Annotated in this window: 25 protein-coding genes and 1 pseudogene; 13 read left to right on the plus strand and 13 right to left on the minus strand. The window is 64.6% G+C overall.

Annotated elements, in window-relative coordinates; translation table 11 throughout:
* Position 1: 1 nt before the first annotated feature.
* Both ilvA and Hrd1104_RS13185 read right to left on the minus strand, forming a co-directional pair.
* Entirely contained in the window at positions 2–1,213 is a 1,212-nt protein-coding gene (gene ilvA / locus Hrd1104_RS12510) for a threonine ammonia-lyase (protein ID WP_154553075.1), read from the minus strand.
* Positions 1,214–1,382: 169 nt separating this feature from the next.
* Entirely contained in the window at positions 1,383–1,760 is a 378-nt protein-coding gene (locus Hrd1104_RS13185; protein ID WP_195837596.1) for a hypothetical protein, read from the minus strand.
* 126 nt (positions 1,761–1,886) lie between these two features.
* On the opposite strand from Hrd1104_RS13185, the gene Hrd1104_RS12520 reads away from it, so the two are divergent.
* Positions 1,887–2,603, plus strand: coding sequence for a hypothetical protein (locus Hrd1104_RS12520; RefSeq protein ID WP_154553076.1), 717 nt, complete (start codon positions 1,887–1,889; stop codon positions 2,601–2,603).
* 41 nt (positions 2,604–2,644) lie between these two features.
* Here Hrd1104_RS12520 and citZ read toward each other — a convergent pair whose 3' ends face one another.
* Positions 2,645–3,784 carry a citrate synthase gene (citZ, locus tag Hrd1104_RS12525; protein ID WP_154553077.1) on the minus strand — a complete coding sequence of 380 codons (1,140 nt, stop codon included), beginning with the start codon at positions 3,782–3,784 and terminating at the stop codon, positions 2,645–2,647.
* Between the two features lie 212 nt (positions 3,785–3,996).
* On the opposite strand from citZ, the gene Hrd1104_RS12530 reads away from it, so the two are divergent.
* Positions 3,997–5,214, plus strand: coding sequence for a potassium channel family protein (locus Hrd1104_RS12530; RefSeq protein WP_154553078.1), 1,218 nt, complete (start codon positions 3,997–3,999; stop codon positions 5,212–5,214).
* A 27-nt stretch (positions 5,215–5,241) separates the two neighbouring features.
* Here Hrd1104_RS12530 and Hrd1104_RS12535 read toward each other — a convergent pair whose 3' ends face one another.
* On the minus strand, positions 5,242–5,511 hold the full coding sequence (locus Hrd1104_RS12535; RefSeq protein WP_154553079.1) for a hypothetical protein: 270 nt from the start codon (positions 5,509–5,511) through the stop codon (positions 5,242–5,244).
* Between the two features lie 165 nt (positions 5,512–5,676).
* Here Hrd1104_RS12535 and Hrd1104_RS12540 point away from each other — a divergent pair, with 165 nt between their 5' ends.
* The 5 genes from Hrd1104_RS12540 (at position 5,677) to Hrd1104_RS12555 (ending at position 10,620) form a co-directional block, all read left to right on the plus strand.
* Positions 5,677–6,633 carry a succinylglutamate desuccinylase/aspartoacylase family protein gene (locus Hrd1104_RS12540; protein WP_154553080.1) on the plus strand — a complete coding sequence of 319 codons (957 nt, stop codon included), beginning with the start codon at positions 5,677–5,679 and terminating at the stop codon, positions 6,631–6,633.
* Positions 6,634–6,906: 273 nt separating this feature from the next.
* Complete coding sequence (locus Hrd1104_RS13415) at positions 6,907–7,332, plus strand: hypothetical protein (protein WP_229770490.1); 426 nt, start codon at positions 6,907–6,909, stop codon at positions 7,330–7,332.
* A 140-nt stretch (positions 7,333–7,472) separates the two neighbouring features.
* Positions 7,473–8,009, plus strand: coding sequence for a DoxX family protein (locus tag Hrd1104_RS13420; RefSeq protein WP_229770579.1), 537 nt, complete (start codon positions 7,473–7,475; stop codon positions 8,007–8,009).
* A gap of 44 nt (positions 8,010–8,053) precedes the next feature.
* Complete coding sequence (locus Hrd1104_RS12550; protein ID WP_154553081.1) at positions 8,054–9,127, plus strand: threonine synthase; 1,074 nt, start codon at positions 8,054–8,056, stop codon at positions 9,125–9,127.
* A gap of 95 nt (positions 9,128–9,222) precedes the next feature.
* The gene (locus tag Hrd1104_RS12555; protein ID WP_154553082.1) at positions 9,223–10,620 is read left to right on the plus strand and encodes a signal recognition particle protein Srp54; all 1,398 of its coding nucleotides are present in this window, start codon (positions 9,223–9,225) and stop codon (positions 10,618–10,620) included.
* A 162-nt stretch (positions 10,621–10,782) separates the two neighbouring features.
* Here Hrd1104_RS12555 and Hrd1104_RS12560 read toward each other — a convergent pair whose 3' ends face one another.
* The 4 genes from Hrd1104_RS12560 to Hrd1104_RS12575 are packed head-to-tail and all read right to left on the minus strand — an operon-like array spanning position 10,783 to position 13,282.
* A complete protein-coding gene (locus tag Hrd1104_RS12560; RefSeq protein ID WP_154553083.1) occupies positions 10,783–11,484 on the minus strand; it encodes a DUF1641 domain-containing protein in 702 nt (233 codons plus the stop codon).
* Between the two features lie 10 nt (positions 11,485–11,494).
* Positions 11,495–12,634, minus strand: a complete 1,140-nt coding sequence (locus tag Hrd1104_RS12565) for an NAD(P)/FAD-dependent oxidoreductase (protein ID WP_154553084.1) — start codon at positions 12,632–12,634, stop codon at positions 11,495–11,497.
* Positions 12,631–12,870: a sulfurtransferase TusA family protein gene (locus tag Hrd1104_RS12570; protein WP_154553085.1), complete on the minus strand. Its 240-nt coding sequence runs from the start codon at positions 12,868–12,870 to the stop codon at positions 12,631–12,633. The genes Hrd1104_RS12565 and Hrd1104_RS12570 overlap by 4 nt, the downstream gene beginning before the upstream one ends.
* A gap of 10 nt (positions 12,871–12,880) precedes the next feature.
* Positions 12,881–13,282: a hypothetical protein gene (locus tag Hrd1104_RS12575; RefSeq protein WP_154553086.1), complete on the minus strand. Its 402-nt coding sequence runs from the start codon at positions 13,280–13,282 to the stop codon at positions 12,881–12,883.
* Between the two features lie 164 nt (positions 13,283–13,446).
* On the opposite strand from Hrd1104_RS12575, the pseudogene Hrd1104_RS12580 reads away from it, so the two are divergent.
* Positions 13,447–14,007 (plus strand): annotated as a pseudogene (locus Hrd1104_RS12580) (magnesium transporter); the annotation flags it as partial.
* 13 nt (positions 14,008–14,020) lie between these two features.
* The gene (locus Hrd1104_RS12585) at positions 14,021–14,581 is read left to right on the plus strand and encodes a magnesium transporter (RefSeq protein WP_154553087.1); all 561 of its coding nucleotides are present in this window, start codon (positions 14,021–14,023) and stop codon (positions 14,579–14,581) included.
* A gap of 4 nt (positions 14,582–14,585) precedes the next feature.
* Here the strand turns inward: Hrd1104_RS12585 and Hrd1104_RS12590 are convergent, their stop codons facing one another.
* The 3 genes from Hrd1104_RS12590 to Hrd1104_RS12600 are packed head-to-tail and all read right to left on the minus strand — an operon-like array spanning position 14,586 to position 16,225.
* Positions 14,586–15,200: an HAD family hydrolase gene (locus Hrd1104_RS12590; RefSeq protein ID WP_154553088.1), complete on the minus strand. Its 615-nt coding sequence runs from the start codon at positions 15,198–15,200 to the stop codon at positions 14,586–14,588.
* 18 nt (positions 15,201–15,218) lie between these two features.
* The gene (locus Hrd1104_RS12595; protein WP_154553089.1) at positions 15,219–15,638 is read right to left on the minus strand and encodes an RNA-binding domain-containing protein; all 420 of its coding nucleotides are present in this window, start codon (positions 15,636–15,638) and stop codon (positions 15,219–15,221) included.
* On the minus strand, positions 15,635–16,225 hold the full coding sequence (locus tag Hrd1104_RS12600; protein WP_154553090.1) for an AAA family ATPase: 591 nt from the start codon (positions 16,223–16,225) through the stop codon (positions 15,635–15,637). The genes Hrd1104_RS12595 and Hrd1104_RS12600 overlap by 4 nt, the downstream gene beginning before the upstream one ends.
* A 469-nt stretch (positions 16,226–16,694) precedes the next feature.
* Here Hrd1104_RS12600 and Hrd1104_RS12605 point away from each other — a divergent pair, with 469 nt between their 5' ends.
* Both Hrd1104_RS12605 and Hrd1104_RS12610 read left to right on the plus strand, forming a co-directional pair.
* A complete protein-coding gene (locus Hrd1104_RS12605; RefSeq protein WP_154553091.1) occupies positions 16,695–17,423 on the plus strand; it encodes a hypothetical protein in 729 nt (242 codons plus the stop codon).
* Positions 17,420–18,712 carry a hypothetical protein gene (locus Hrd1104_RS12610; protein ID WP_154553092.1) on the plus strand — a complete coding sequence of 431 codons (1,293 nt, stop codon included), beginning with the start codon at positions 17,420–17,422 and terminating at the stop codon, positions 18,710–18,712. Before Hrd1104_RS12605 ends, Hrd1104_RS12610 begins: the two co-directional genes overlap by 4 nt.
* 271 nt (positions 18,713–18,983) lie before the next feature.
* Here the strand turns inward: Hrd1104_RS12610 and Hrd1104_RS12615 are convergent, their stop codons facing one another.
* The gene (locus tag Hrd1104_RS12615) at positions 18,984–19,847 is read right to left on the minus strand and encodes a sulfurtransferase (protein WP_154553093.1); all 864 of its coding nucleotides are present in this window, start codon (positions 19,845–19,847) and stop codon (positions 18,984–18,986) included.
* A gap of 263 nt (positions 19,848–20,110) precedes the next feature.
* Here Hrd1104_RS12615 and Hrd1104_RS12620 point away from each other — a divergent pair, with 263 nt between their 5' ends.
* Positions 20,111–20,887: a sulfurtransferase gene (locus Hrd1104_RS12620; RefSeq protein ID WP_154553094.1), complete on the plus strand. Its 777-nt coding sequence runs from the start codon at positions 20,111–20,113 to the stop codon at positions 20,885–20,887.
* A 29-nt stretch (positions 20,888–20,916) separates the two neighbouring features.
* Here the strand turns inward: Hrd1104_RS12620 and Hrd1104_RS12625 are convergent, their stop codons facing one another.
* Complete coding sequence (locus Hrd1104_RS12625; protein WP_154553095.1) at positions 20,917–21,915, minus strand: AI-2E family transporter; 999 nt, start codon at positions 21,913–21,915, stop codon at positions 20,917–20,919.
* Positions 21,916–22,177: 262 nt separating this feature from the next.
* On the opposite strand from Hrd1104_RS12625, the gene Hrd1104_RS12630 reads away from it, so the two are divergent.
* On the plus strand, positions 22,178–22,750 hold the full coding sequence (locus tag Hrd1104_RS12630; RefSeq protein ID WP_154553096.1) for an NAD(P)H-dependent oxidoreductase subunit E: 573 nt from the start codon (positions 22,178–22,180) through the stop codon (positions 22,748–22,750).
* The last annotated feature ends 1 nt before the right edge of the window (position 22,751 follow it).

Here is a 22,751-nt window from a genome sequence, read left to right on the forward strand (position 1 = left end):
CTCAGACCAACACGTCGACCGCGTACCCGTTCTCGCGAAGTGTCCCGAGCAGCGTTTCGACGTGCTCCGGGCCGCGCGTTTCGATGTCGAGATCGACGACCGTATCGTCCATCGCGATGTCACGCGAGGCGCGGTCGTGCTCGATGGCGTAGATGTTGCCTTGCTGGGCGGAGATGATTTCGACGAGATCCTCCAAGGCCCCGGGGTGATCCTCGAGGACGGTCCGGATCCGGAGGTACCGGCCCGTCTCGATCAACCCGCGCATGATCATCGTCGTCAGGACGTTCAGGTCGACGTTCCCACCGGACAACACCGGGACGATCGTCTCGCCGGCCTCGTATTCGAAGGCGTTCTCGAACAGGGCAGCGACGGGCACCGCCCCGCCGCCTTCGACGAGTGTCTTCGTTCGCTCTAGCAGCTTCGTCACCGCGACGGCGATCGCCGAGTCCGGGACGGTGACCACCTCGTCGACCCGCCGTTGGATCACCTCGAACGTTCGCTCGCCGACCTTCCGGGTCGCGATGCCGTCCGCGATCGTGTCGACGCCCTCGCGCTCGACGATCTCGCCCGCTGCCAGCGACTGCGGGAGGCTGGCCGCACCCTCGGCCTGGACGCCGATGACGCGGACGTCCTCTGAGAGGCCTTTCAGCGCGGTCGCGACGCCGCTGATCAGTCCCCCGCCGCCGACCGCGACGACCACCGTGTCCACCTCGGGACAGTCTTCTTCGATCTCCAGGCCGAGAGTTCCCTGGCCGGCCATCACCATCTCGTCGTCGAAGGCAGGGACGTACGTTCGATCTTCTGCGTCGGCGATCTCGTGGGCGTGTTCGGCTGCCGCGTCGTAGTCCTCGCCGTGGAGGACGACGTTGCCCCCGTAGCTGCGGGTGGCTTTGACTTTCGCGACGGGTGCACGCTCGGGCATGACGATCGTCGAATCGACCCCCATCTGGCTGGCTGCGAGTGCAACACCTTGGGCGTGGTTGCCGGCGCTGGCCGCGACGACACCGGCGTCTTGCTGGGCTTCGGTGAGTGTCGCGATCCGGTTGGTCGCGCCACGGATCTTGAACGAGCCGGTCCGCTGGACGGTCTCGTATTTCAAGTGTACGTCCGCGCCCGTCATCTCGGAAAACGAGTACGACCGCTCTAGGGGCGTGTGTCTGGCTGTCCGGGTGACCCGATCGCGGGCCGCCAGGACGTCCTCGCGGGTGAGCATATCTGCACTTCCGACTGGACGCCAGTAAGGGTAGGGGAAGAGAGCGTGTGACTGCACTCGAAGCGGGTGGTGGAGAGTACTTAAATCTCGTGGTAGCGTGATGGGCGTAAAATCGCAGGACTCAAAGCGGTTAGAGGAGCAGTCTGACGGGTGACCGACGGACGTCCGGTTACTTAAATAGAATCTCCGGCGGTCGTACCGAGACAGCGATCATCCGCTCGGCGTCGGCCTCGACCGTGACTGTCTCGTTGAAGCGGACAGTCGACTCGTTGGTGACAGAAACACGCAGTGTGTGAGACTCGTCGTCGTTGTTGGTGAGGACGACTGGGGCATCGTCACCATCCAGGATCGTCGTGGGTTCGCTCGTCGTCGTTGCCGTCTCCGTTGTAGCTGGGGTCGCTGTCGGGGCTGCTGTCGTCGGCGTCGCGGTCGGCGTTGCGGTTGTAGTGGCGGTTGGCGTTTGGGTCGTCGGCGCACTCGTCGTCGCACAGCCTGCTATCGCGACGATACCGACGACCACAAGCAGGGGGACAAGGCGGCTCGACATACCGATCACTGGCCATCAATGTGGTATATGTTTTTGGGCGAACGGGAATCGTCGAGCGCATCGATAACACAAACCGGCCTTTGAGTCTTCTGAAAGCACTTTTCGGTGGCCGCGGTACGGACGCCCATGAACCGACGAACGTTCCTGGCACTGTGTGGAACGGGGGGCCTCGGCACTGCCGGCTGCTTGTCCACGGCGCGCGACGACGGTCACTCGCCAAGCGAGACCCGACAGCAGCCTGGAACGACAGCGGCGTCCCCGACCGGCACCGACTCCAATGGCCCCGACGAAACCGCGACACCGACGAAGGAAGACATCGAGACGAGCACCCGGACTGGGACCGAAACGACGCAGACGTCACCCGTCACCGTCGAGTACGACGTTCGAGCCGGCGACGTTCCCGATACCGTGCAATCTCTCGACGTGACTCTCCAGGTGGTTTTCCTCAGCGACGCTGGGGAGATGACGGCCTGTTTGCGGGAAACCTACACGGGACCGTACAAGCCGACGCCAACGCCGATTCCGACGCCAACCCAGGACGCCTGCCATCGGTCAGATTCGTTCACGATCGACCTCACCGAGATCGAGTCCGGGTACTCGATCGGTCCACTCAGTGCGCCCGGTTCGTTCGCGGCGGGCCACGCCCTGATCGTCACCAAGGTGACCGTGACGGACCAGGACGGCGAGGCCGTCCCGATCAAAGGGACCGGGGGCCACCGTGCCGCCGTCGTCGAGGAGCGACCAGACGGTCCGTACCAGGTCGAACTCGGCGTCGCGACCGGCCCAGACGAAGCAGGGTACGACTACGAACTCGTTTCGACTCTGCTCGAACCGACGAACTGACGGACTAGAATCCAAACTTGTCGAGCGGTTCGGCGCCGAGCCTACCGCTTGTCGATCCGAACGAATGCCTGATCGTCGGGGCCGACGTAACGGGCTCGCGGGCGGATGAGGCGGTTTTCGTCCTGGTATTCGAGGACGTGGGCGACCCAGCCGCCGACGCGACTCATCGCGAAGATGGGCGTGTAGATGTCGATCGGGATGCCCATCTGGTAGTACATCGACGCCGAGTAGAAGTCGACGTTCGGCGCGATGCCCGTCTCTTTGTCCATGAACTCCTCGATGGCCCGGCTATAGGAGTACCACTTGAACTCGTCTGCGGCCTTGCCCAGGGCCTTGGATTTCGCGCCGAGGATCTTCGCCCGGGGATCCTTGACGCTGTAGACGCGGTGGCCAAAGCCGGGGATGCGCTCGCCGCTCTCGATGGCCTCCCGAGCCCACTCGACGGCCGTCAGCTCGTGCTCGTCGATTTCGAGCAGCGTGTGCATCACGTTCTGGTTGGCACCGCCGTGTAGATCCCCCTTCAGCGCGCCGATGGCGCTGGTGACCGAGCTGTGCAGGTCAGACAGCGTCGAGGCGGTCACCATCGCGGCGAAGGTCGAGGCGTTGATGCCGTGGTCGGCGTGGACGACCAGGGCCATGTCGAAGATGTCCGCGAGCGTCTGGTCGGGTTCCTCACCGTTGAGCATGTACAGGAAGTTCGCCGCGTGGCCCAGGTCCTCTCGGGGCGGGACGTACTCCTCGCCGTCACGGAAGCGCTTGTAGGCGGCGACGATCGTCGGCATCTTGGCCGTAATTCGCCGCCCCTTCCGCTGGGTGATCTCGCCGTTGCCCCCCTCCCCGGTCGAGTCCTCGGGATCGTAGGCCGACAGCATCGAGACGGCCGTCCGGAGAGCGGCCATCGGGTTCTCCTCGGCGGCCGCCAGCTCCCGGATCGTCGAGAGGACGGCCTCGTCGACCTCGCGTTCGTTTGCCATCCGCTCTTGGAAGTCCGCCAGTTCCGATTCGGTCGGCAACTGCCCTTCCCAGAGCAAGTACAGTACCTCCTCGAAACTGGCGTTTCTGGCGAGGTCCTCGATGGCGTACCCCCGGTAGACGAGTCGGCCCGCGTCGCCGTCGATGTCACTCAATGTCGACTCGGCGACCAGCACGCCCTCTAGTCCCTTCCGGAGCTCCTCAGGCATACCCTATACTGCTTTCCGTCAAGGAAAAGCATTATCGTTTCCCGGTCTCGTCTGCCGGCGTCTCCTGTTTTTGGTCCGTTTACTGGTCGAATGGCGCCGTTTCGGGTCTGTCGCTGGACGTTCGTCTCTCTTGGCGAGTGGTATGGTACCAATAACCGATCCCGGTCGACGCCGGGCAATCCTTTTGGCCCGTGGCGCTGAACCGATACTGAATGTCGCCCGACGAGGCTGTCAGCTACGAGCCGGTCAGTGTCAAGGCAGTGCTGGCGGAGATGAAAGACACTGCCGAGCTGTTGATCGATCTGTCGTATTCGGCCGTCCTGTTGGGGAGTGACGATATCGCCGAGGAAGTGCTCGTCTTAGAAGAGCGCATGGACGTCTTGCACCTGCAGGCACGGATGAGTCTCCTCATGGCCGCCCGCAATCCGTCCGATGCCGAGGCGCTCGCCCCGGTGCTTGGGGTCGTCGGGGCTGCCGAGAAGATCAGCGACGCCGCGGGCGACATCGCCAAGGTCGTCCTCGAAGACGTCGGCCTGCCGCCGGCGATGCGAGCGACGCTTCCGGAGGCCGTCGAGACGCTGGTGCGGGCAACCGTCACAGATGGGTCGTCTTACGCCGGCCGGTCCCTCGGTGATCTCAACCTCGAAACCGCCACTGGGGTCCGCGTGATCGCAATTCGTCGCCAGGGCGAGTGGTTGTTGAATCCCGACGCGACGACGGCACTCGAAACCGGGGATGTCCTCCTGGTGCGCGGGCCGGACGACGGGATCGCCGATGTCTACGCGGTCGCGACCGGTGAAGACTACGAGCCGCCGGCCGCCCCCGAACCGGCCATCGAGGACCTCGAACGGGCGGTCGACTCGATCGTCCTCATGAAGAACATGAGCGAACTCGCCGTCGACCTCGCTTATGGGGCCGTGCTGTTCGACAGCGAGGCCGTCGCCGAGGAGGTCCTCGAACTCGAAGCGGAAGTCGACGCCCTCCAGTCCCGGTTTGAAGCCTGGACGCTCCGGGCGGCCGGCCGGGTCGAGGAGCCGATCAGCCTCCGGGGGATGGTCCGCCTCGCCAACGCGACGGAGGTGATCTCGGATGCCGCCCTGGAGATCAGTGAAGGTGTCCTCCGGGGATTGGGGACCCACCCTGTGGTCGCGGCCGCCGTCGAGGAGAGTGACGAAGTGATCGTCCGGGAGGCCGTCGACGCCGACAGCCAACTCGACGGCGTCACGCTCGGTGAGCGGGAACTCAAGACCGAGACGGGGATGCGCGTCATCGCCGTCCGCCGGCCTCGCGACCAGCCGACCGGGAAACACGGGACCGAGTGGGAGCTCTCGCCCGGACCGAAAACGGAACTTACCGCGGGTGACGTCCTCATTGCCAAGGGAACCCGCAGCGGTGCCGAGCGGCTGGCGGCCCTCTTGGACGGTGCTTGAGCGGCGGTGGGTGTCGACTGGGCGCCGTCACCGGCGATCCGGCGGGCCGTCCTCGGCGGCCAGTTTGTACGCTTCAGCCCCGACCAGCACCGTCGTTACGACCGCGCCCACGCTCAGTGCCAGGACGACCAGGAGCGTCACGTACAGCGCTCGCGTCACGAGCGAGCCCGCCCGGAGGACAAACAGCACGTAGAGACCAACGGCGAAGGCCATACCCGCCCCGAAGCCGAGCTTCGCGTGTTCTTGGACCCGGAGTGCACGGACCAGTCGTCTACGGCCGTTCGATGCCTCGGACACGGGTCGACTTGGCGCGGGACCGTCAAGAACTCCCCGGACCAGCGATCCGGCCGGCTGCTGGGAACGGTGCCGGCCGTGGTGCCGCCGCGACACCGCCGTGTGCCTTTCCGGCACGCTTGACCCACATCGAACTGCTAAAGACGGTGGCCCCGTCCAGTACGCACAATGACGAGTCTGGGGACGGCGACCGCCGCGCCCGGCGAGATCGCCACCGGACGAATGCACGTCGGAGAGACCCGCGATGGGAGTGCGGTCGGCCTGCCGGTCGCCGTCGTCAACGGCCGCGAGGACGGCAAGACCTTGTACGTCCAGGCGGTCAGCGACGGCGACGAACTCAACGGCGCAGGCGTCCTCACACGGCTCGTGCCGACACTCGATCCCGACGCGATCAGTGGCACGATCTTGCTCGTCGGGATCGTCAACTACCACGGGTTCCAGGTCGCCGAACATCGCAATCCCATCGACGACACGAAGCTGAACCGGGCCTACCCCGGCGAGGAAGCCGGTACCACCAGCGAGCGCCTCGCCGCGGCGACCTTCGCGGCTGCCTCCCGGGCCGATCTCGTGCTCGACCTGCATCAGGGCTCGACCAGTCGGATGATCGACGAGACCCGGATCCGGTGTGGCACACGCCACCGTCTTCACGAGGCGTGTCTCGAACTCGCGAAAGCCTTCGGCTGTGGGCACGTCCTCGACCAGAAGGGGCCAGACGGCCAGCTCGCCCGGGCCGCGCCCGACGAGGGCATCCCGACGATCGATCCCGAACTCGGCGGGGCCGTCGGCTGGGACGAGGGCTCGATCCAGGTGGGGGTCGAGGGCGTCCGGAACGTGCTCAGACACTACGGCTTCCTCGACGGAACGGCCCCGATGGAGACCCAGACCCGCGCCAGTGGCTTCGACCAGTACGGTGCACCGGCTGGGGGGCTGGTTCATTTCGAACCCGACCTGGGCGAGCGCGTCGCGGCCGGCGATCACCTCTTTTCGGTGACGGACGTCTTCGGGACCGTCAAAGAGCGTGTCAGCGTCGACTCCGACGGTATCTTCTGGCGGACACGCCGGCTCCCGCAGGTCGCGACCGGCGAGTACGTCTGCTCGGTCGGGACCACTATCGATTCGTACTGACCGTCGAGTATCGCCCGATGCCACACCGTCGTATCGACGTCCCGTCACCGACACCACTGGCACTCTGGCGGGTGAGACACGATCGTTCGGGGCTCTATCATCGAACGCACGGTGCTGGCTTCGTCGTCACCCGCTCCCTAGAGCGTTCACTCCGACGCTGAGTCGAGTGTGTTGTTGCGTGTCCATGGGGCGTGATCGGTCGGTGGCACCTTCGATAGCGACACGATCTTCCGGGGAACAAGGGGTATTACGGGACTCTCCCTTACTCCCCCTATGCGAACGTCTTCGAAACGCAGGCTCTCTATCCTCCTGGCTGCCAGTCTCGCGGCGGTCCTCTCGGCTGTGCCGGTCAGTGCCCACGTCGAGTACGTCACCGGCGACGAGGGCACTGGGAACGCCGCTGAACTGTTCACCGCTGTCTTCACCGATCCGGGCAGTCTCGTGTTGCTCACCGGCGGTGCGATCGGTGCGCTCGCGCTGGTCGCGGGGTATCTCCGCTTTGCCAGCGTCGTTCCGGACATCGCCGTCGCCAGCAAGGCCCTCCAGTCCTACCGGCCCTATCTCCCTGGATGCTCCGGCTGTCGGTCGGCCTCCCGCTGGTGGGCGCTGGCTTTGCCGGCTACCTGTTCACGCCGAGTCTCTCCGTCGAAGCCCGACTCTTGCAGGTCGCGATCGGCTTCCTGCTGTTGTTCGGGTTAGCGACCCGCGTGGTCGCGGCGATCGGGCTGGTCGTCTATCTCGGCTTGCTCGCCACCGATGCCACGCTCTTGCTCGCCAGCGAGTACATCGCGGGCTTTCTGGGTATCATGATCGTCGGGGCCGGCCAGCCCAGCGCCGATATGCTCATCCGGCGGCTGGTCGTCACTGATGGCACCCTCGCCAGCCGCGGCCGCGGCCTGCCGACGCCGGCCGAACTCGCCGGCCGGGTCGGGATCGACGAGTGGCCCCTCGCCCCCTTGCTCCGGCTGTTCGTCGGGGCGAACTTCCTGTATCTGGGTGTGACCCAAAAGTGGTTCAACCCTGCAAGCGCCCTCGCGGTCGTCGAGAAGTACGAACTGACCCGGGTCGTCCCCGTGGCGCCCGAACTGTGGGTGTTTGGCGCGGGCTTAGTCGAGGCCGCCGTCGGCGCGGCGTTCATCCTGGGGCTGTTCACCCGCGGGAGTGCCGCCGTCGGCTTCCTGATGTTGACGACGACGCTGTTCGGCCTACCGGACGATCCCGTCCTCGCCCACATCACCCTGTTTGGCCTCCTCTCGGCACTGCTGGTCGTCGGGAGCGGCCGGTACTCGCTTGACTCCTCGCTCGTTCCCGCCATCCGGAAGCGACTCGACCCTCACTGGGAGTCGCCGGCCGATCCGGCATCGGCGGCCGACTGAGCATCGACCGATAGATCCGAGTCTCGGGGCCGAGGAGTGACGGTATGAAACGCGTCTGTACCGACTGTGGACGGACGTCTCCGACTGCGGGTCCCTGGCGGTGTTCGTGTGGGTCGCCACTGGCGCTCCAGGCATTGCCGAGGCTGCCGGCGACGCCACCCGCTCTCGATCGGGACGCTGGGCTGTGGGCCTGTGATGGGTTCGTCCCCGTCGCCCGCCAGGTCACGCTCGGTGAGGGCTGGACCCCGCTGATCGACAGCGAGCGCGGTATCCAGTACAAACTCGAACACCTGTTTCCGACGGGGAGTTTCAAGGATCGCGGTGCGGCCGTCGTCATCTCTCGTGCCGTCGAGCGCGGGGCCGATCGCGTCCTCGAAGACTCTTCTGGTAACGCCGGGCTGGCGATCGCCACCTATGCGGCCCGGGCCGGGATCGACGCCGAGATCTTCGTCCCCAGCGACGCCACGCCCTCGAAGATTCGGGCGATCGAGGGGACGGGAGCCACAGTCCGGCAAATCGACGGCTCCCGAAGGGCCGTGACTGACGCCTGCATCGGGGCCGTCGAGCGAGGGGACGGGTACTATGCGAGTCACGCCTGGGACCCACTCTTCTTGGCCGGGACGGCCACGTTCGCTCTGGAAGTGCTCGCCCAGCGCGACTGGACGGCCCCCGACGCAGTGGTGACGCCGCTGGGTCACGGCACGCTGTTTCTGGGTGCAGAACAGGGCTTTCAGCGCCTTTACCGGGCGGGATGGATCGATTCGCTGCCACGATGCTACGGTGTCCAGGCCAGCGGCGTCGCCCCGATCGCTGCCGCCCGGGGCAACGAGCGCGACGCGGCCCGCAACGACGTGGCTGACGGCATCCAGATCGCTGACCCGGTGCGGCGGCGTCAGATACTCGATGCGATCGAGACGACAGTGGGCGATGCGATCGCAGTCACGGCCGGCGAAACCGAGCGCGCACACGAGCGACTGCGTGGAGAGGGACTGGTCGTCGAACCGACGAGCGCGACAGCGGTGGCGGGCGTGGCGCGACTTCGTGAGCGAGGGGCGATCGCGGATGGTGAGGACGTGGTGGTCCCACTGACGGGGCGAAACGGCACCACGATTCGCTGACTGCCCCTCACAGTGTGAGCGTGCAGAACGCCGGGCTTTCCCGAGTAGGCACCGACGGAAAGCCTTTACCGCTGCCACAGCGTAGCCGCGAGCAAATGGTACTCGACGATTTGGGATCGTCTCTGCGGGGGGCACTCGACAACCTCCGGGGGAAGTCCCGCATCAGCGAGGACGACGTCGCCGATGTCGTCCGGGAGGTCCAGCGGTCGCTCCTCCAGGCCGACGCGGACGTCGACCTGGTGATGGAACTTTCGGACAACATCGAGACGCGGGCCTTAGAGGAGGAGCCACCGGCCGGCACCTCTGCCCGTGACTGGGTGTTGCGCATCGTCTACGAGGAACTGGTCGATCTGGTCGGTGAATCGACGCCGATCCCGCTCGAGCCCCAGACGATCGTGCTGGCCGGCCTCCAGGGGTCGGGGAAAACCACCACGGCATCGAAAATCGCCTGGTGGTTCTCGAAGAAAGGACTGCGCCCGGCGGTCATCCAGACCGACACCTGGCGGCCCGGCGCCTACGAACAGGCCGAGCAGATGGCCGAACGCGCCGAGGTCGACTTCTATGGCGATCCCGATAGCGACGACGCGGTCCAGATCGCCCGTGACGGCCTGGAAGCCACCCAGGACGCCGACGTGCGGATCGTCGACACCGCCGGTCGCCACGCCCTCGAAGACGACCTCATCGACGAGTTAGAGGAGATCGAATCGGTCGTCGAGCCCGACCGGAACCTGCTGGTGCTCGACGCCGCGATCGGCCAGGAGGCCAAAGAGCAGGCCCAGCGCTTCGAAGGGGCTGTCGGGATCGACGGCGTCGTCATCACGAAACTCGACGGGACGGCGAAAGGTGGCGGGGCCCTGGTGGCCGTCAACGAGACCGATTCGACGATCGCGTTCCTCGGTACCGGCGAGACCGTCAAGGACGTCGAACGCTTCGAGCCCTCCGGATTCGTCTCCCGCTTGCTCGGGATGGGCGACCTCGAACAACTGACCGAGCGCGTCGAGCGCGCGATGGAGGAGACGGGCGAGGAAGAAGACTGGGACCCCGAGGACATGCTCCAGGGAGAGTTCACCCTGAAGGACATGCGCAAGCAGATGGAGGCGATGAACAAGATGGGGCCGCTCGATCAGGTGATGGACATGATCCCGGGCCTGGGCGGTGGGATGATGGACCAACTGCCCGACGACGCCATGGACGTCACCGAAGAGCGCATGCGTGACTTCGAGGTCATCATGGACTCGATGACCGAAGACGAGCTAGAGAACCCGCGCCAGATCGGCCGCAGCCGGACTGATCGTATCGCCCGTGGCTCTGGGAAACCAGAGGATCGGATTCGGGAACTGCTCGAACAGCACAAGATGATGGAACGCACGTTGAAGCAGTTCCAGGGCATGGGCGACGCCGACATGGAGCGCATGATGAAACAGATGGACCAGGGTGACATGGGCGATATGGGCGGCGGCATGGGTGGCATGGGCGGCAACCCGTTCGGATAACTACCGTCTGCGAGCAGCGACCGGTCTCGGTCAGACCAACTGCTCGAAACGTCGCTGCAATCGCATTCGACCGACCGATTCAGGGTTCTGACGCCGGTGGACGGACAGGTAGCCGCGGGTGCCTACCGGGGTCTCTCGTCTCACTGCCGACTCGAAAAATAGTTACTCTTCGGCCCGCTCGCGCGTCTGCTGGCCGAGTGCCCGGGCAAGTGCAATCACAAGCCCCAGCCCGGCCTGAACGTCGGGGTCACGAGTGGCCTTCAGCAGTCCGATTGTACCGATTTTCTCGGGATCCTTGCTTGTGGCTTCACCCAGAGCAGCCAGCACCTCCTCGAGGCCGCGTGCAACGTCGTCGTCAGCCGCGGTATCGGCGACTTCGCCAAGCCGCGTCCCGGTCGAGGCAAGCGACATCACCATCTCGTCGTCCATCGCGGCGCTGGCCAGGGAGGCCAGTTCCGCCAGTTCGAGCAGGTCGTCCAGCGTGCCCGTTCGCTGCAATTCGGCGATTTTCTCGACGCCGTCGGCAAGATCGTCGGCGTTCTGCCCGACGGCCTCGCCGAGCTGGACGGTCTCGTCGGTCGCGATCTCGTTGGCTGCGAGTCCGAGATTCGTCCCCGTGCCGGCAAGGGACTGGACCATCTCGTCGTCCATCGCCGACGTGGCGACGTCGGCGCCGTCCAGCAGGTCGTTGACCAGATCGAGACGTTCGAGCAGGCGGGCGACCGCCTCGGGGTTCTCGGCGACCAGTGATTCGAGATCGACGTCGGTCTCACTCTCTCCGTGCCCGTTCTCGGTTGCCTCTTCCGTCTCGACGTGGCCAGCACCGCCGTCAGTACGGAGCCGGTCGGCAGGGTCCTCGGTCATGACTGGCACCTCACAGCAGTCCCCTGGCGGTCAGCCAGTAGGACTCGTTGTAGCCCAGTTTCGCCCAGTGGACGGGTTTGGATGGTTCGCGCATCGCCGGCTCGTCGCCGTACCCGAACTCGACGAACGTCGCCTCGTCCATGCCAGTCTCGATGAAGCAGACCGTCTTCCCGTCGTAGACCGAGGTCGGCGTCTGACCCCGGACGCGGCTGGCGATCCGGTCGGCGACGACGCCGGCCTCGTAGTGGGCGACGCTGCCGGCCTTGCTCGTCGGCACGTCGGCCACGTCGCCGATCGCGTAGACGTCTTCGGCCTGTTCGGCCTCCAGGGTCGCTCGGTCGACGTCGATCCAGGTATCGCCCAGTCCGGCCTCGCTCACGAGGTCACTGGAAGTGTGGGGCGGAATCGCCACGAGCAGGTCGTAGTCGAGTTCGTTGCCTTCCATGGTCTCTAAGACCTGTGCGTCGGGATCGACCCGATCGGCGTTGAAGAACGTCTCCAGGTTGATGTCCCGGGACGCAAGTTTCGGTCTCGCCCAGTCGGCGACCGATTGCAGGCCGTGGGCGCGCTGAATCGGGTACGTGTACGTGATCTCGATGTCCTCACGGATGCCGCGTTTCCGGAACCAATCGTCGGCCATGAAGACGAACTCCAGAGGTGCGGCCGGACACATGTGCGGGACGCCGATGACCGACAGCACGAGGTGCCCCTCATCGAAGTCCGCCAGCTCGTCTCGAAGCGCCTCCGCACCCTCGGGTCCGTAGAAGTGATGGCCGCTCTCGGTGAGGCCGGGGACTTCCTCGGGGTCGAGACTCGCGCCTGTTGCTATCACGAGGTGATCGTAGGCGAGTTCGTCGCCGTCTTCGAGCGTGACGGACTTGCCGTCGGTATCGATCCCCGTGACGCGATCGATACGTAACTCGACGCGGCGATCCAACAGATCGGTCAGTGGCCGTTTGGCCTCCTCGACGGTCTTCTTGCCGAAGGGGACGTAGAGGTAGGCGGGTTTGTAGTGCTGGTGCTCGCCGTCGTTGATCACGGTCACGCGGGCCTCGCCGGCGTCGATCGCCGACCCGAGGCGCTCGGCGAGCCGGTTCGCCAGGACAGTGCCGCCGGTGCCGCCACCGACGACGACGATCTCGTCGGTCATGTAGTCTCGACGTAGATGGCCCAGTGGTCGTCGATCTCTTCGACCGTCAGTAGTTCGTGGCCGGCCTCATCGAGCCACTCGGGCACGTCGTTTTTCGAGCCCTCGTCGCTCGTCAGCAGCTCGATCGTCGTCCCTGCCTCGACCTCTTTGACCTTGCCGATCAGGTCCATCAGCGGGCCGGGACAGGTTGCACCGCGCGAATCGACCTCGATGTCGGGAGTTGGTGTGTCACTCATTGGAATCACTTCAGACGAAGAGTACCTGTTTGTCCGACGCACGGTTCAGGAACCCGGCGACACCCAGCGTGTCGTCGAAGACGTCGACGTAATCGTCGAGATCCGTGTCCATGATGTCCATGACCATCTCGCAGGCGTAGACCTCAAGCGGGCCGATCCCTTTGGCCCGCTCCAGTTGCTCGAAGAACAGCGGCACCTCGTCGCCGCCCGACTGCAACATCGCTTCGCCGGCCGGGCCGGCCACCTGGAAGTCACCGCTCTCGATGCGGTCTTTCTCGAAGGCCGAAAGGCCGTTCATCGTCACGAACACCTGGACGGGCGTGTCCGAGGAGGCCGCGATCGAGCTGATCATGCTGACTGCCTGTACACGCTCTAGATCGCCGGATGCCAGCACAACTGCGTAGCCTGTCATCGATCTCTCACACTCGTATCTATGGCTCGGCCGTTTATAGTATTTCGCAATGTTTCCAAGATAGTGAGAACAATGTGTACTGGTGTTGAGTGCCGCGTTACTGTGTATCACTATTCGGTCGGGGACGCGGGCGTTTTTTGAGTCGGCCGGCCGTCGGTCCGGTAATGACCGTCCGCGAGGTGGCGCTTAGGGCCTACAGGGAAGGGCTTCCGGCTCTCTCTGCCAGCCTCGTCGGTGGCCTGCTCGCCGGCGTCGTCCTCGGCGGGATGCGGGCCGAACTCACCGCGATCGATGGCTTGCTCGTGCTCGTGCCGGCGTTGCTCGCCACGCGAGGCAACGTCTATGGCTCGCTCGGGGCGCGGATCGCGACCGCACTCCACCAGGGTCTGCTCGAACCTCGTGTGAGTGAGGCCGACGACCGACTGCTCAAAGCGGTCGCCGCGGCGATCGCCAACGGCCTGCTCGCCAGCGTCTTCGCGGCGGTCGTGGCGACGGCGGCACTCGTCTGGCTCGGCCGCCCGGGTGCGAGCCTCCCGGTACTAGTCGCTGTCGCGTTCATCTCGGGCATTCTCTCGGGTATTGCCCTGGCCACCACGGTCGTGCTGGTCGTCTTCGCCGGCTTCCGTCGCGGCTACAACCCGGATACGCTGGTCGGGCCGCTGGTCACGACTGCCGGCGACGTCTTCGGGATGGCCGCGCTGTTGCTCGCTGCCAGACTCGTCATCTGGGGGTGGGATGATGGCCCGGACCGACTGGACGATGCGGGCGATCACGCGAGCGATGTTGCCAGTCTTGCTCGTGTTGACCACGATCGAGATCGGGAGCGGCCTCGTCCTGGAAAGTTTCGAGTCACAGCTGCTGACCCATCCCTCGTTGCTGATCCTCGTGCCAGTGACGATCGGCACGGCCGGGAACCTCGGGTCGATTCTCGCGGCCCGGTTCTCGACGGCGTTTCATCTCGGGACCCTCTCGTTTTCCCCGACGGACGATCGCCTGCTCGGGAACGTACTCGCGACGGTCGCACTCGCGCTGACGGTCTTTCCCGTGATCGGCGTCGGTGCCTGGGGACTGGGTGTCCTCACTGGCGGCCCCGACCTCGCTATTGCAACCGTTCTCGCGGTTGCGGTGACCAGCGGGGCGGTTCTGTCAGTGCTCGCCGTCGTCGTGACGATCGTCGCGACGTACGTCGCCTATCGACTGGAATTGGATCCCGATGACGTCGTGATTCCTGTTGTCACCAACGTCTGTGACGTGCTTGGTGTCGTGGTACTGTTCGTCGTCGTGCAGGTCGTCGTGTGAACGGTCACACTAGCGCCCGGACGGTCGCCCAGAAATCCGGCACGTCTTCGCCGTGTTCGACACGGACGGGCGTGAACCCGGCTGCTCTGGCCCCCTCGATGTCGGCGTCACTGTCTCCGACCATGACGTACTCGTCGGCGTCGATCGCATCGCGCGCTCGATCGAAGATCGCCTGGTCGGGTTTGTGTGCGCCGACCTCGTAGGAGACGATCACGCTCTCGAAGTACTGGTCCAGGTCGTGGTGGGCGAGTTTCGCTCGCTGGAACTCGCCGACACCATCCGTCAGGACGCCGAGTGGGGTGTCCTCGCCCAGCGCCGCGAGACTCTCACGGGCCGCATCGCTCACTCGCGAGTGCGTCCACTCTGCCTCCCGGAGGGCCGCGACCAACTCGTCGGGATCGGCGTCGACGCCAGCGCGCTCGCAGACGGCGACCATCCCCTGCCGGTATGGCCGTGGTTCGAGTGCCTCGAAGTGGGTGTCGAAAGTGTCCAAGAACGTCTCGGCGGCGGCCGCCGGGTCCTCGACGTGGCCGGCCAAGACGTCTGCCACCAGCGAGCCATAGCCTTGCTCGAAGGTCAACAACGTCCCGTCGAGATCGAAGTAGATCGCTGTCGTCATCGTACGTGTTCGGTGTGCTCAGGTGTCCGGGTCGATCGGTCGGCCGTCCTGCGTCCGTGGCGCGATGTGGTCGATGAACGATTCGACGTCGGGTTCTTCGACGCGGACGCTGACGTGAATCTCCCCGAGTTCGTCCGGTTCTCCCACCGAGAACGTCACGACGCCTTCGAAGGCCGCCTGTTTCTTCAGCGTGAAACTGAAGCGATCTCCTTGGCGGTTGTCGAAGAATACGCCCCTGGCGGTATCGAGAATCTCTCGGCGGTGCAGCAGCTCAGAGAAGTGTTCGAGCTCGTGGGCCTCGGCTTGCAGTTCGCCCGGTCGCTGCTGGACGGTCGCCGACGGGAAGACGTTCGTGATCGCGTCGGCAACTCGGTCGGTCACCTCGGTGTCGTAGACGGGGGCGGTGATCTGGACGTCGACGCGGTAGGCTTCGCTCATCGGTTCACCCCCTCGACGCGTTCGTCGCCGTCGAGTGCGGTCGGGCCGTCGACCAACAGCGTTTCGACGCGCTCCTGGAAGGCCCCGAGACTGTCGACGTTCTCGATGGTCAGGTCGGCAATCTCCATCGCTTTGCCCATGCCGAAGCCGAGTTCGCGCTGGTCGCGGTCGTCGAGGCGCTCGCCGCCGTCGTCGGCGCTGGCGTCTCGCCCCCGGAGATCGAGTCGCTCGGCGCGTGTCTCGAAGGGCGCTTCGACGCTGACCAGCAGGAAGTCCTCCCCGAAAGCATCCCGAAAGCGTTCGACTTCGACGTCCGAGCGGATCCCGTCGACGACGACGGACTCGCTTCCTTCGAGTCCGTCCTCGATGTGCGGGAGTGAGGCTTCGGCGATCGCGGCCGGGCCGTTCTCCTCACGAAGCGCTTTCGCTACCTCGCCGTGGTCGGTCGCCGGATCGAGTCCGCGATCGCGACAGGCCTGCCGGATCACATCGCCCATCGTGACCACCGGCACGTCTAGATCGCTGGCCACCGCGGCGGCCTCGCTTTTGCCGCTGCCGGGCAACCCCACGAGTCCGATAACAGTCATTGGCGAATCTTTGGCTGACTCCGGGTATAAGGACTGTGACTCCCGATCCGACGACGTTTCGGCCCTCTCTCCGGGCGGCCGTGTTTCGACGGCTCCGCGGTCGCTGGAATACTAATCGGACGATTGGCCAGTAATACGGAAAACAGTCCGCGATAATTGTGGTAATTGCGTACTTGCGCACTCCGCACTCAGTTTGTGGTCTGGTAGCACGACAACTGTGGTATGTTACCAAATAGTAATAAACAATTATTATGGTATGGCTCGATGGTAGGGATATGGCGACAAGCCAGCAACCCACGACGGGGTATCACACCTGCAGCTGTGGTGAGTCCTTCGAGTCGACGGAGGCACTCATCGAACACGCACAGGACGCACACGGACTCAGTGTATACTGAGTGGGTACTGGCACGGCGGCTTTTGTGTCGACCGATCAGCCACCACAGGCTAGTCGCTCTCGACGGCGATCGAGGTGTCCACAAGACGTTTCATGGTCGTGGTCGAACAGCGAGCGATGCTCGAGTTGACCCGCCGCCGCGCCCTCCTCGCGGTCGCGTCGGGAGCCGCCACCATCGCCGGCTGTAGCGGTTCCGGAAACGATCGCGTGACGATCGACGATCGCTCAAGTGGCGAGCCGATCGACGATCGCTCAAGTGGCGAGCCGATCGACGACTACGAGGTCGTCGCTGCCAGAAACGACGACGGTGCCGTGTTGTTCACTGAAGGCGCGCTACCGACAGTTACAGACAGCGATCGATCGAACCGATACGCCCGCCGGGATCGAGCGATTGTCGTCTCCAGTGAGGGCCTCGACGCGATCACGTTCGGTGACGCCCCCGAGGCCGATCGCCTCCGGACGTTCGTGACGGAGACCGACTTCGAGCGGTCCACGCTGTACATGCTGTCACACTCGGTCGACGCTTGCCACGAGATTCGCTTGCGGTCTGTAACCGTCCAGTGGGACGATACCGACGATATCCGTCCACACGCACAGTTCTGCCAGACGACCCGGCCGGCTGACGTCGAGTGCAGTACGGAGACGATACACACACGTGGATTCGTCATCCGGCTCCCCGTTGTGGCCGACCACTCCTCCGGCAGTAGCAGCGGCATGTCCTACGAGTGTGGCTCGGCCCCCGACCCGTCTGGCGAGTACTTCGAGGGCAACGTGACGCCTGCAAGCGGCGGTGACGACACATGAGATCGCGCCGTACATTCCTCGCCGGGCTGGGGACGGTCGGCATCGCTGGGCTGGCTGGCTGTTCGGGACTGCCGTTCCTTGGCCAAAACCAGCGGGATCGCCCCGACTTCGATGTTCCGACTGACGCGATCTCACCGATCGAGTGGCCGGCGTCGCCGTTCCCGGTCGCCGTCCCGGACGCACTTGCTGACACTCATCGTGAGCGCGCGAACGCGTTGCTCGATGGCGTCCCGGTCGACCCTTCGGTCCCGAATCGCGCCGTCGCGACGAAAATTCAGTCCCGTCGAGAACGCGTCGCAGCGCAACTCGACAGAGTGGCGGACGAACCGGTGGCTCTCGACCGACTCTCGTGGTGGCGGCGATGGCGCGGTTCGGCAGCCGACGTCGCCGGTGCCTACCGGGCGGCAACCGGCCAGAACGATGGCGCGACACTTTCGGATCGACGACGAACTGTCCGGGACCGGCTCGGATCTTTCGAATCCGACCACGAGTATCGGGCCGAGACGGTCCGGGAGGCGGTTCTCGTCCATGCGCCGCTCGAACGGCTGATCTCGCGTACCCGTCGCCGAGCCGGCCCCGATCCCGGCTATCCTGACGATCCGCTCGCCGACCCGTTCCGGGCCGGTGATGCGATCAAGCAAGTTGAGGTCGCCGCCGCGACGCTCAACGATGCCCGTCGACTCAAAGACACATATCTGAACGATCGCTCCGCTGTCACTACACAGTGGAGTGCGCTCATCGATGCGACCGACCGGCTTCGATTCGCCGTCAGCGAAACTATCGAGCCAGTACGTAGATTCCTCGATGCCGGGCCCGACGCGTTCGATCACAACCTGGATCTGACGCCCGCACACGAACTGTTCACCACCGCCGCAAGCCAGGCCCGCGCCGCCGAGAACGCGTTCCACGAACGGCGCGACGAAGGCTCTCATGCGACCGCCGTCATCGAGGCCGGCGAGACTCTCGCCGCCGTAGAGGCACTCCGAACGGCGATCGAGGGGATTCAGGACGGCGGCTACCAGGACGAGGTGACGCGAGAGTCCATCGAGCAGACGGCCCGCCGAGCCAACGATGCCATCGACGCGATCCGAACGGCCGAGGCCGACGGACTCGCGGTGCGAATCGCCAGGCCGGCACTGTCGTGGTACGAAAGTATCTCCGCTTGGATCGAAGAGGGGCACGCCGGACCACTCCGCCAGCAGGGTGCACTCGCTTGGACCGAACTCTACGCCCGTGCCGTTCTCCCCGCCGCCGAGTTCGTCAACGAGCGACTGGCCAAGGGGATCTAACGCGGCCCGGCAATTGCGGCGAGCGACGGCTGGAACTGTCGATCGGTGTCTGGCCGCAAAAATTCCCCTCTTACTTACGCGCGGATCACTACGTTCTCACGGCTCGTTTCACTCACCGTTCGAGCAACCGAGGGCTCGCTTTGGTCGCCCTCGCCCTCACCGCTCGTGCATACCGAGGCCTCACTTTGTTCGGCGGGTCACTCGGCCTCGCCCTGCTTCGCGGCTCCCTATCGGTCGCCGTTCCACATCGAAGCGGACTCCTGCGCTTCGCTTAGTCGTCCGCTTCGCCCTTCTCTATCGGGGCACCAACCAAGTTACCCCATTCGGTCCAGGACCCGTCGTAGTTGATGGCGTCCTCATAGCCCAGTAGCTCGTGCAGGGCGAACCAGGCGACCGAGGAGCGCTCGCCGATTCGGCAGTAGGCGACGGTCGTGGAGTCGCCGTCGATACCGTACTCGCCGTACAGCTCCTGCAGTTCGTCGAAGTCCTTGAACGTCCCGTCGTCGTTCGTGACGGCGGCCCAAGAGATGTTCTGGGCACCCGGGATGTGACCGCCGCGCTGGGCAGTCTCCTGGAGGCCTGGCGGCGCGAGAATATCGCCGGTGAACTCTTCGGGGCTGCGCACGTCGACGAGCGGAACGCCGCGCTCGATCGCATTCTCGACGTCTTCGCGGTAGGCACGGATGGATTCCCGCGGGCCACTGGCCTCGTACTCGACAGCCGAGAAGTCGGGGGCCTCACTCGTGGTCGGATAGTCGTTCTCGACCCAGTACTCGCGGCCGCCGTCGAGTAGCTTCACGTCGTCGTGGCCGTAGTATTTGAACTGCCAGTAGGTGTAGGCGGCAAACCAGTTGGAGTTGTCCCCATAGAGGACGACCGTCGAGTCCTCGCTGATGCCGTGACTGCCCAGCAGGTCTTCGAAGTCCGCTTTCGTGAGGATGTCGCGGGTGGTCTGGTCCTGCAGTTGGGTCTCCCAGTTGAACCCGATCGCGCCGGGAGCGTGGGCCTCCTCGTAGGCCTCGGTGTCGACGTCTACTTCCACGAGTCGATGCTCGGGATCGTCGCTCTCGAATGCGTCCAGGTTGTTCTCGACCCACTCGGCCGAGACCAGGACGTCGTTTGCGTACTCAGTCATTGTACACACATCCGTAACACCCCCACTCATAAAGCCGCTGACGTATCGGCAGGTACGGCCACTCGTTGCCCCTAGGGGCAGGTCTTGCCGTCTGGCGGCCGCCAGTCAGGGGGCGGCGACCACGACCGCCTGCCGACTCAGCCCTGTCGGTCTGACTGGGTGTCCGCCACGCCCGAACCTGCAAGTACTGTCGCTATCTCGGAGATCTGGCAGCCAGCGGTGACGCCCACACGTTCAAACCTCGGGATGGCCAAGTCTTGCCGATGACAGATATCGTCTCTGCGTCCTGGCTGGCCGACCGACGGGATGCCGTCACGATCGTCGACGTCCGGGACGCCTGGGAGTACGAGGGTATCGGACACCTCCCGGGAGCCGTCTCGATCCCCTTCGAGACGTTCCGCGCGACAGACGGCGACGAGGGTATGCTGCCCGGCGAGGACGTCTTTGCTGACCTGCTCTCGAATGCAGGCATCGCGCCTGGCGACGACATCATTGCCTACGACGACACCCATGGCGTCTTCGCGGCGCGATTTCTCGTGACTGCGGAACTGTACGGCCACGATCCGGCCCACCTCCACCTCCTCGACGGGGACTTCAGCGCCTGGCAGCGGGCACGACCGACGACCGACGATGTGCCAGATGTCCCGGCGACCGACTACACGATCGACCGGCCCTCCGAGACACCGCTGGTCGATCGAGAGGCCGTCGCGGCGGCGATCGACACCGAGGCAGCTATCGTCGACACGCGGGAACGCCAGGAGTACGAGGACGGCCACATCCCGGGGGCCGTCCAACTCGACTGGCGTGATTTCGTCGACGACGATACCCGGGGCATCAAGTCACGCGAGGTCATCGAGTCGCTTCTCGCAGCCAACGGCATCTCCCCCGACACGCGGGTCGTCCTCTACTGTAACACCGCCCGCCGGATCAGCCACACCTACGTCGTTCTCCGCCACCTTGGCTATCGGAATCTCGCGTTCTACGAGGGGAGCCTCACCGAGTGGGAAGCCGCGGGTGAACCGATCGAGACCGTCGACTAAGCCGATCCTTTCAGCCTCGGCAGCCGTGCTTAGGCCCCGTCTTCGGCGCGTTGTTCACTAGCCAGTAGTTCGACCGATTCGGCGAACAGCGCGATCACGACCGGTCCGGCGATAATTCCGATCGCCCCCATCGTGAGAATACCACCCGTAAACCCGATGAAATAGAGGCTCCCAGGGAGATCAGCAGCGATTGCCGAGAGGCGTGGGCGAACGATGAGGTCCGGCAGGCCCGCAATGAACACCATGCCGACCGCGCCGACCAGCAGTCCCTGTGCGATGTTCTCGGCGAGGACTTCGACGACGACGAGCACACCGATCAGGACGCTTGGCCCGATGATCGGGACGAATTGCAAGACACCGCTCAGGACAGCCAGCGTGAGAGTCGCGTCGTAGCCGAGCAAGAAGAACACGGGGAGGGCAATGAGAAAGGTCCCGACCCCTGTTGCCCCCTGGAGGATGTACAGCCCGTAGAGGGTATCTCGTAGCCGCTCGTGTAGCGCTTCGAAGATACCGTGATAGGCTGGCGGGACCGTCTGGTAGACGGCCTTGGCCGGCAGTGTCGGCTTCAGTAGTAACGCGTACACCAGCAGGACGAACAGGAAGAACTTCAACGCGAGTACGGGCGTGGCACTCGCCGCATCGAGTGCCATCGTCGTCGCCGTCTCCTGTACGGCGTCGATGATCGACGTCAGCGTGAACGTATGGGTCATCTCCAGGACGGTGATCGAAACCTCCTGTGGGAGGTCCCCGACGAGCCCGAAAAACGCAGATCTGCGGACGTATACGGCATATCCCAGGGGCGTGAGCACGCCCAATGCCACGACGAAGGCCACCACCGTGCTGAGTCCTGCAGCGACGCGTGGCCGGAGACCGCTGGCGGCGAGTCGGCGACGGACCGGGTACAGAACGTACGCGACCGTAATAGCGAAAAAGACTGTCCCGAAGACACTCCACAACGTGATCATCGCGAGCGAACCCAACGCGAGGAACAACCCAGTCAGCGCGAGAACGCGGCGAGACGGCGACATGGCCTCCCTTCTCGCGGAACCCGTTTAATGCTTTTTCCGTCTCGACGCCCGCTTTGGAGTCGCAAATCGTTCAAAAACAGTCTTCGATACTTTGTTTTGATTTTCGAACACCTTCGAAATTGGGGTTTTGACAGCCAACATTGTGTTTCGCACTCGATGGATCTCGAATCACGACCAGTCCATCACATTCTAATATATATGTTTTCATGGAGTGAGAATACGGTACATTCCTTTACAGGACGTACCGGTAATTCTCTCCTATATGGCAACGCTAGAACGCGTCAAGCAATCGTTACGGTCGGAGGAGTCCGAATCCGGGACCGATTCGGACATCATTCCGGCCGACGCCGGGGTCGAAGACGTCTGTGACGAGGAAATCGAGACGGTCGAGGAGATTCTCACTGACGTCCGCCCGGAGAAACGCGGTGTCATTCCGGCACTCCAGGGCGTCCAAGACGAGTACGGCTACTTACCGAAGTTCGCGTTCGAACTGATCGCTCATCACTGCGAGAAGTCCCTCGCCGACATTTACAGCACGGCCTCCTTTTACTCGCAGTTCCACCTCGAGCCACGGGGCGACTATAGCGTCAGAGTGTGTACTGGTACGGCCTGTCACGTGGCAGGGGCCGACGAGGTATCGGAGGAACTGCAGGACGAACTCGACGTGGGTCTGGACGAGGTTACCGACGACGGGAAGTTCACGATCGAGCACGTCCGGTGTGTCGGTGCGTGTGGGCTCGCGCCGGTCGTCACCGTCGACGACGACGTTCACGGGCCGATCGAACCCGAGGATGCCGAGACGATTATCGATGAATACGAGGAGGGAGGTGACTAAG

It is taken from the genome of Halorhabdus sp. CBA1104 (genome assembly GCF_009690625.1).
In the GTDB taxonomy this organism is placed as follows: Archaea; Halobacteriota; Halobacteria; order Halobacteriales; family Haloarculaceae; genus Halorhabdus.

Excerpts from the sequence above, each read along its gene's own strand:
- ilvA (WP_154553075.1), bottom strand. The coding sequence starts at position 1,213 with ATGCTCACCCGCGAGGACGTCCTGGCGGCCCGCGATCGGGTCACCCGG.
- Hrd1104_RS13185 (WP_195837596.1), bottom strand. The coding sequence starts at position 1,760 with ATGTCGAGCCGCCTTGTCCCCCTGCTTGTGGTCGTCGGTATCGTCGCG.
- Hrd1104_RS12520 (WP_154553076.1), top strand. The coding sequence starts at position 1,887 with ATGAACCGACGAACGTTCCTGGCACTGTGTGGAACGGGGGGCCTCGGC.
- citZ (WP_154553077.1), bottom strand. The coding sequence starts at position 3,784 with ATGCCTGAGGAGCTCCGGAAGGGACTAGAGGGCGTGCTGGTCGCCGAG.
- Hrd1104_RS12530 (WP_154553078.1), top strand. The coding sequence starts at position 3,997 with ATGTCGCCCGACGAGGCTGTCAGCTACGAGCCGGTCAGTGTCAAGGCA.
- Hrd1104_RS12540 (WP_154553080.1), top strand. The coding sequence starts at position 5,677 with ATGACGAGTCTGGGGACGGCGACCGCCGCGCCCGGCGAGATCGCCACC.
- Hrd1104_RS13415 (WP_229770490.1), top strand. The coding sequence starts at position 6,907 with ATGCGAACGTCTTCGAAACGCAGGCTCTCTATCCTCCTGGCTGCCAGT.
- Hrd1104_RS13420 (WP_229770579.1), top strand. The coding sequence starts at position 7,473 with ATGCTCATCCGGCGGCTGGTCGTCACTGATGGCACCCTCGCCAGCCGC.
- Hrd1104_RS12550 (WP_154553081.1), top strand. The coding sequence starts at position 8,054 with ATGAAACGCGTCTGTACCGACTGTGGACGGACGTCTCCGACTGCGGGT.
- Hrd1104_RS12555 (WP_154553082.1), top strand. The coding sequence starts at position 9,223 with ATGGTACTCGACGATTTGGGATCGTCTCTGCGGGGGGCACTCGACAAC.
- Hrd1104_RS12560 (WP_154553083.1), bottom strand. The coding sequence starts at position 11,484 with ATGACCGAGGACCCTGCCGACCGGCTCCGTACTGACGGCGGTGCTGGC.
- Hrd1104_RS12565 (WP_154553084.1), bottom strand. The coding sequence starts at position 12,634 with ATGACCGACGAGATCGTCGTCGTCGGTGGCGGCACCGGCGGCACTGTC.
- Hrd1104_RS12570 (WP_154553085.1), bottom strand. The coding sequence starts at position 12,870 with ATGAGTGACACACCAACTCCCGACATCGAGGTCGATTCGCGCGGTGCA.
- Hrd1104_RS12575 (WP_154553086.1), bottom strand. The coding sequence starts at position 13,282 with ATGACAGGCTACGCAGTTGTGCTGGCATCCGGCGATCTAGAGCGTGTA.
- Hrd1104_RS12585 (WP_154553087.1), top strand. The coding sequence starts at position 14,021 with ATGGCCCGGACCGACTGGACGATGCGGGCGATCACGCGAGCGATGTTG.
- Hrd1104_RS12590 (WP_154553088.1), bottom strand. The coding sequence starts at position 15,200 with ATGACGACAGCGATCTACTTCGATCTCGACGGGACGTTGTTGACCTTC.
- Hrd1104_RS12595 (WP_154553089.1), bottom strand. The coding sequence starts at position 15,638 with ATGAGCGAAGCCTACCGCGTCGACGTCCAGATCACCGCCCCCGTCTAC.
- Hrd1104_RS12600 (WP_154553090.1), bottom strand. The coding sequence starts at position 16,225 with ATGACTGTTATCGGACTCGTGGGGTTGCCCGGCAGCGGCAAAAGCGAG.
- Hrd1104_RS12610 (WP_154553092.1), top strand. The coding sequence starts at position 17,420 with ATGAGATCGCGCCGTACATTCCTCGCCGGGCTGGGGACGGTCGGCATC.
- Hrd1104_RS12615 (WP_154553093.1), bottom strand. The coding sequence starts at position 19,847 with ATGACTGAGTACGCAAACGACGTCCTGGTCTCGGCCGAGTGGGTCGAG.
- Hrd1104_RS12620 (WP_154553094.1), top strand. The coding sequence starts at position 20,111 with ATGACAGATATCGTCTCTGCGTCCTGGCTGGCCGACCGACGGGATGCC.
- Hrd1104_RS12625 (WP_154553095.1), bottom strand. The coding sequence starts at position 21,915 with ATGTCGCCGTCTCGCCGCGTTCTCGCGCTGACTGGGTTGTTCCTCGCG.
- Hrd1104_RS12630 (WP_154553096.1), top strand. The coding sequence starts at position 22,178 with ATGGCAACGCTAGAACGCGTCAAGCAATCGTTACGGTCGGAGGAGTCC.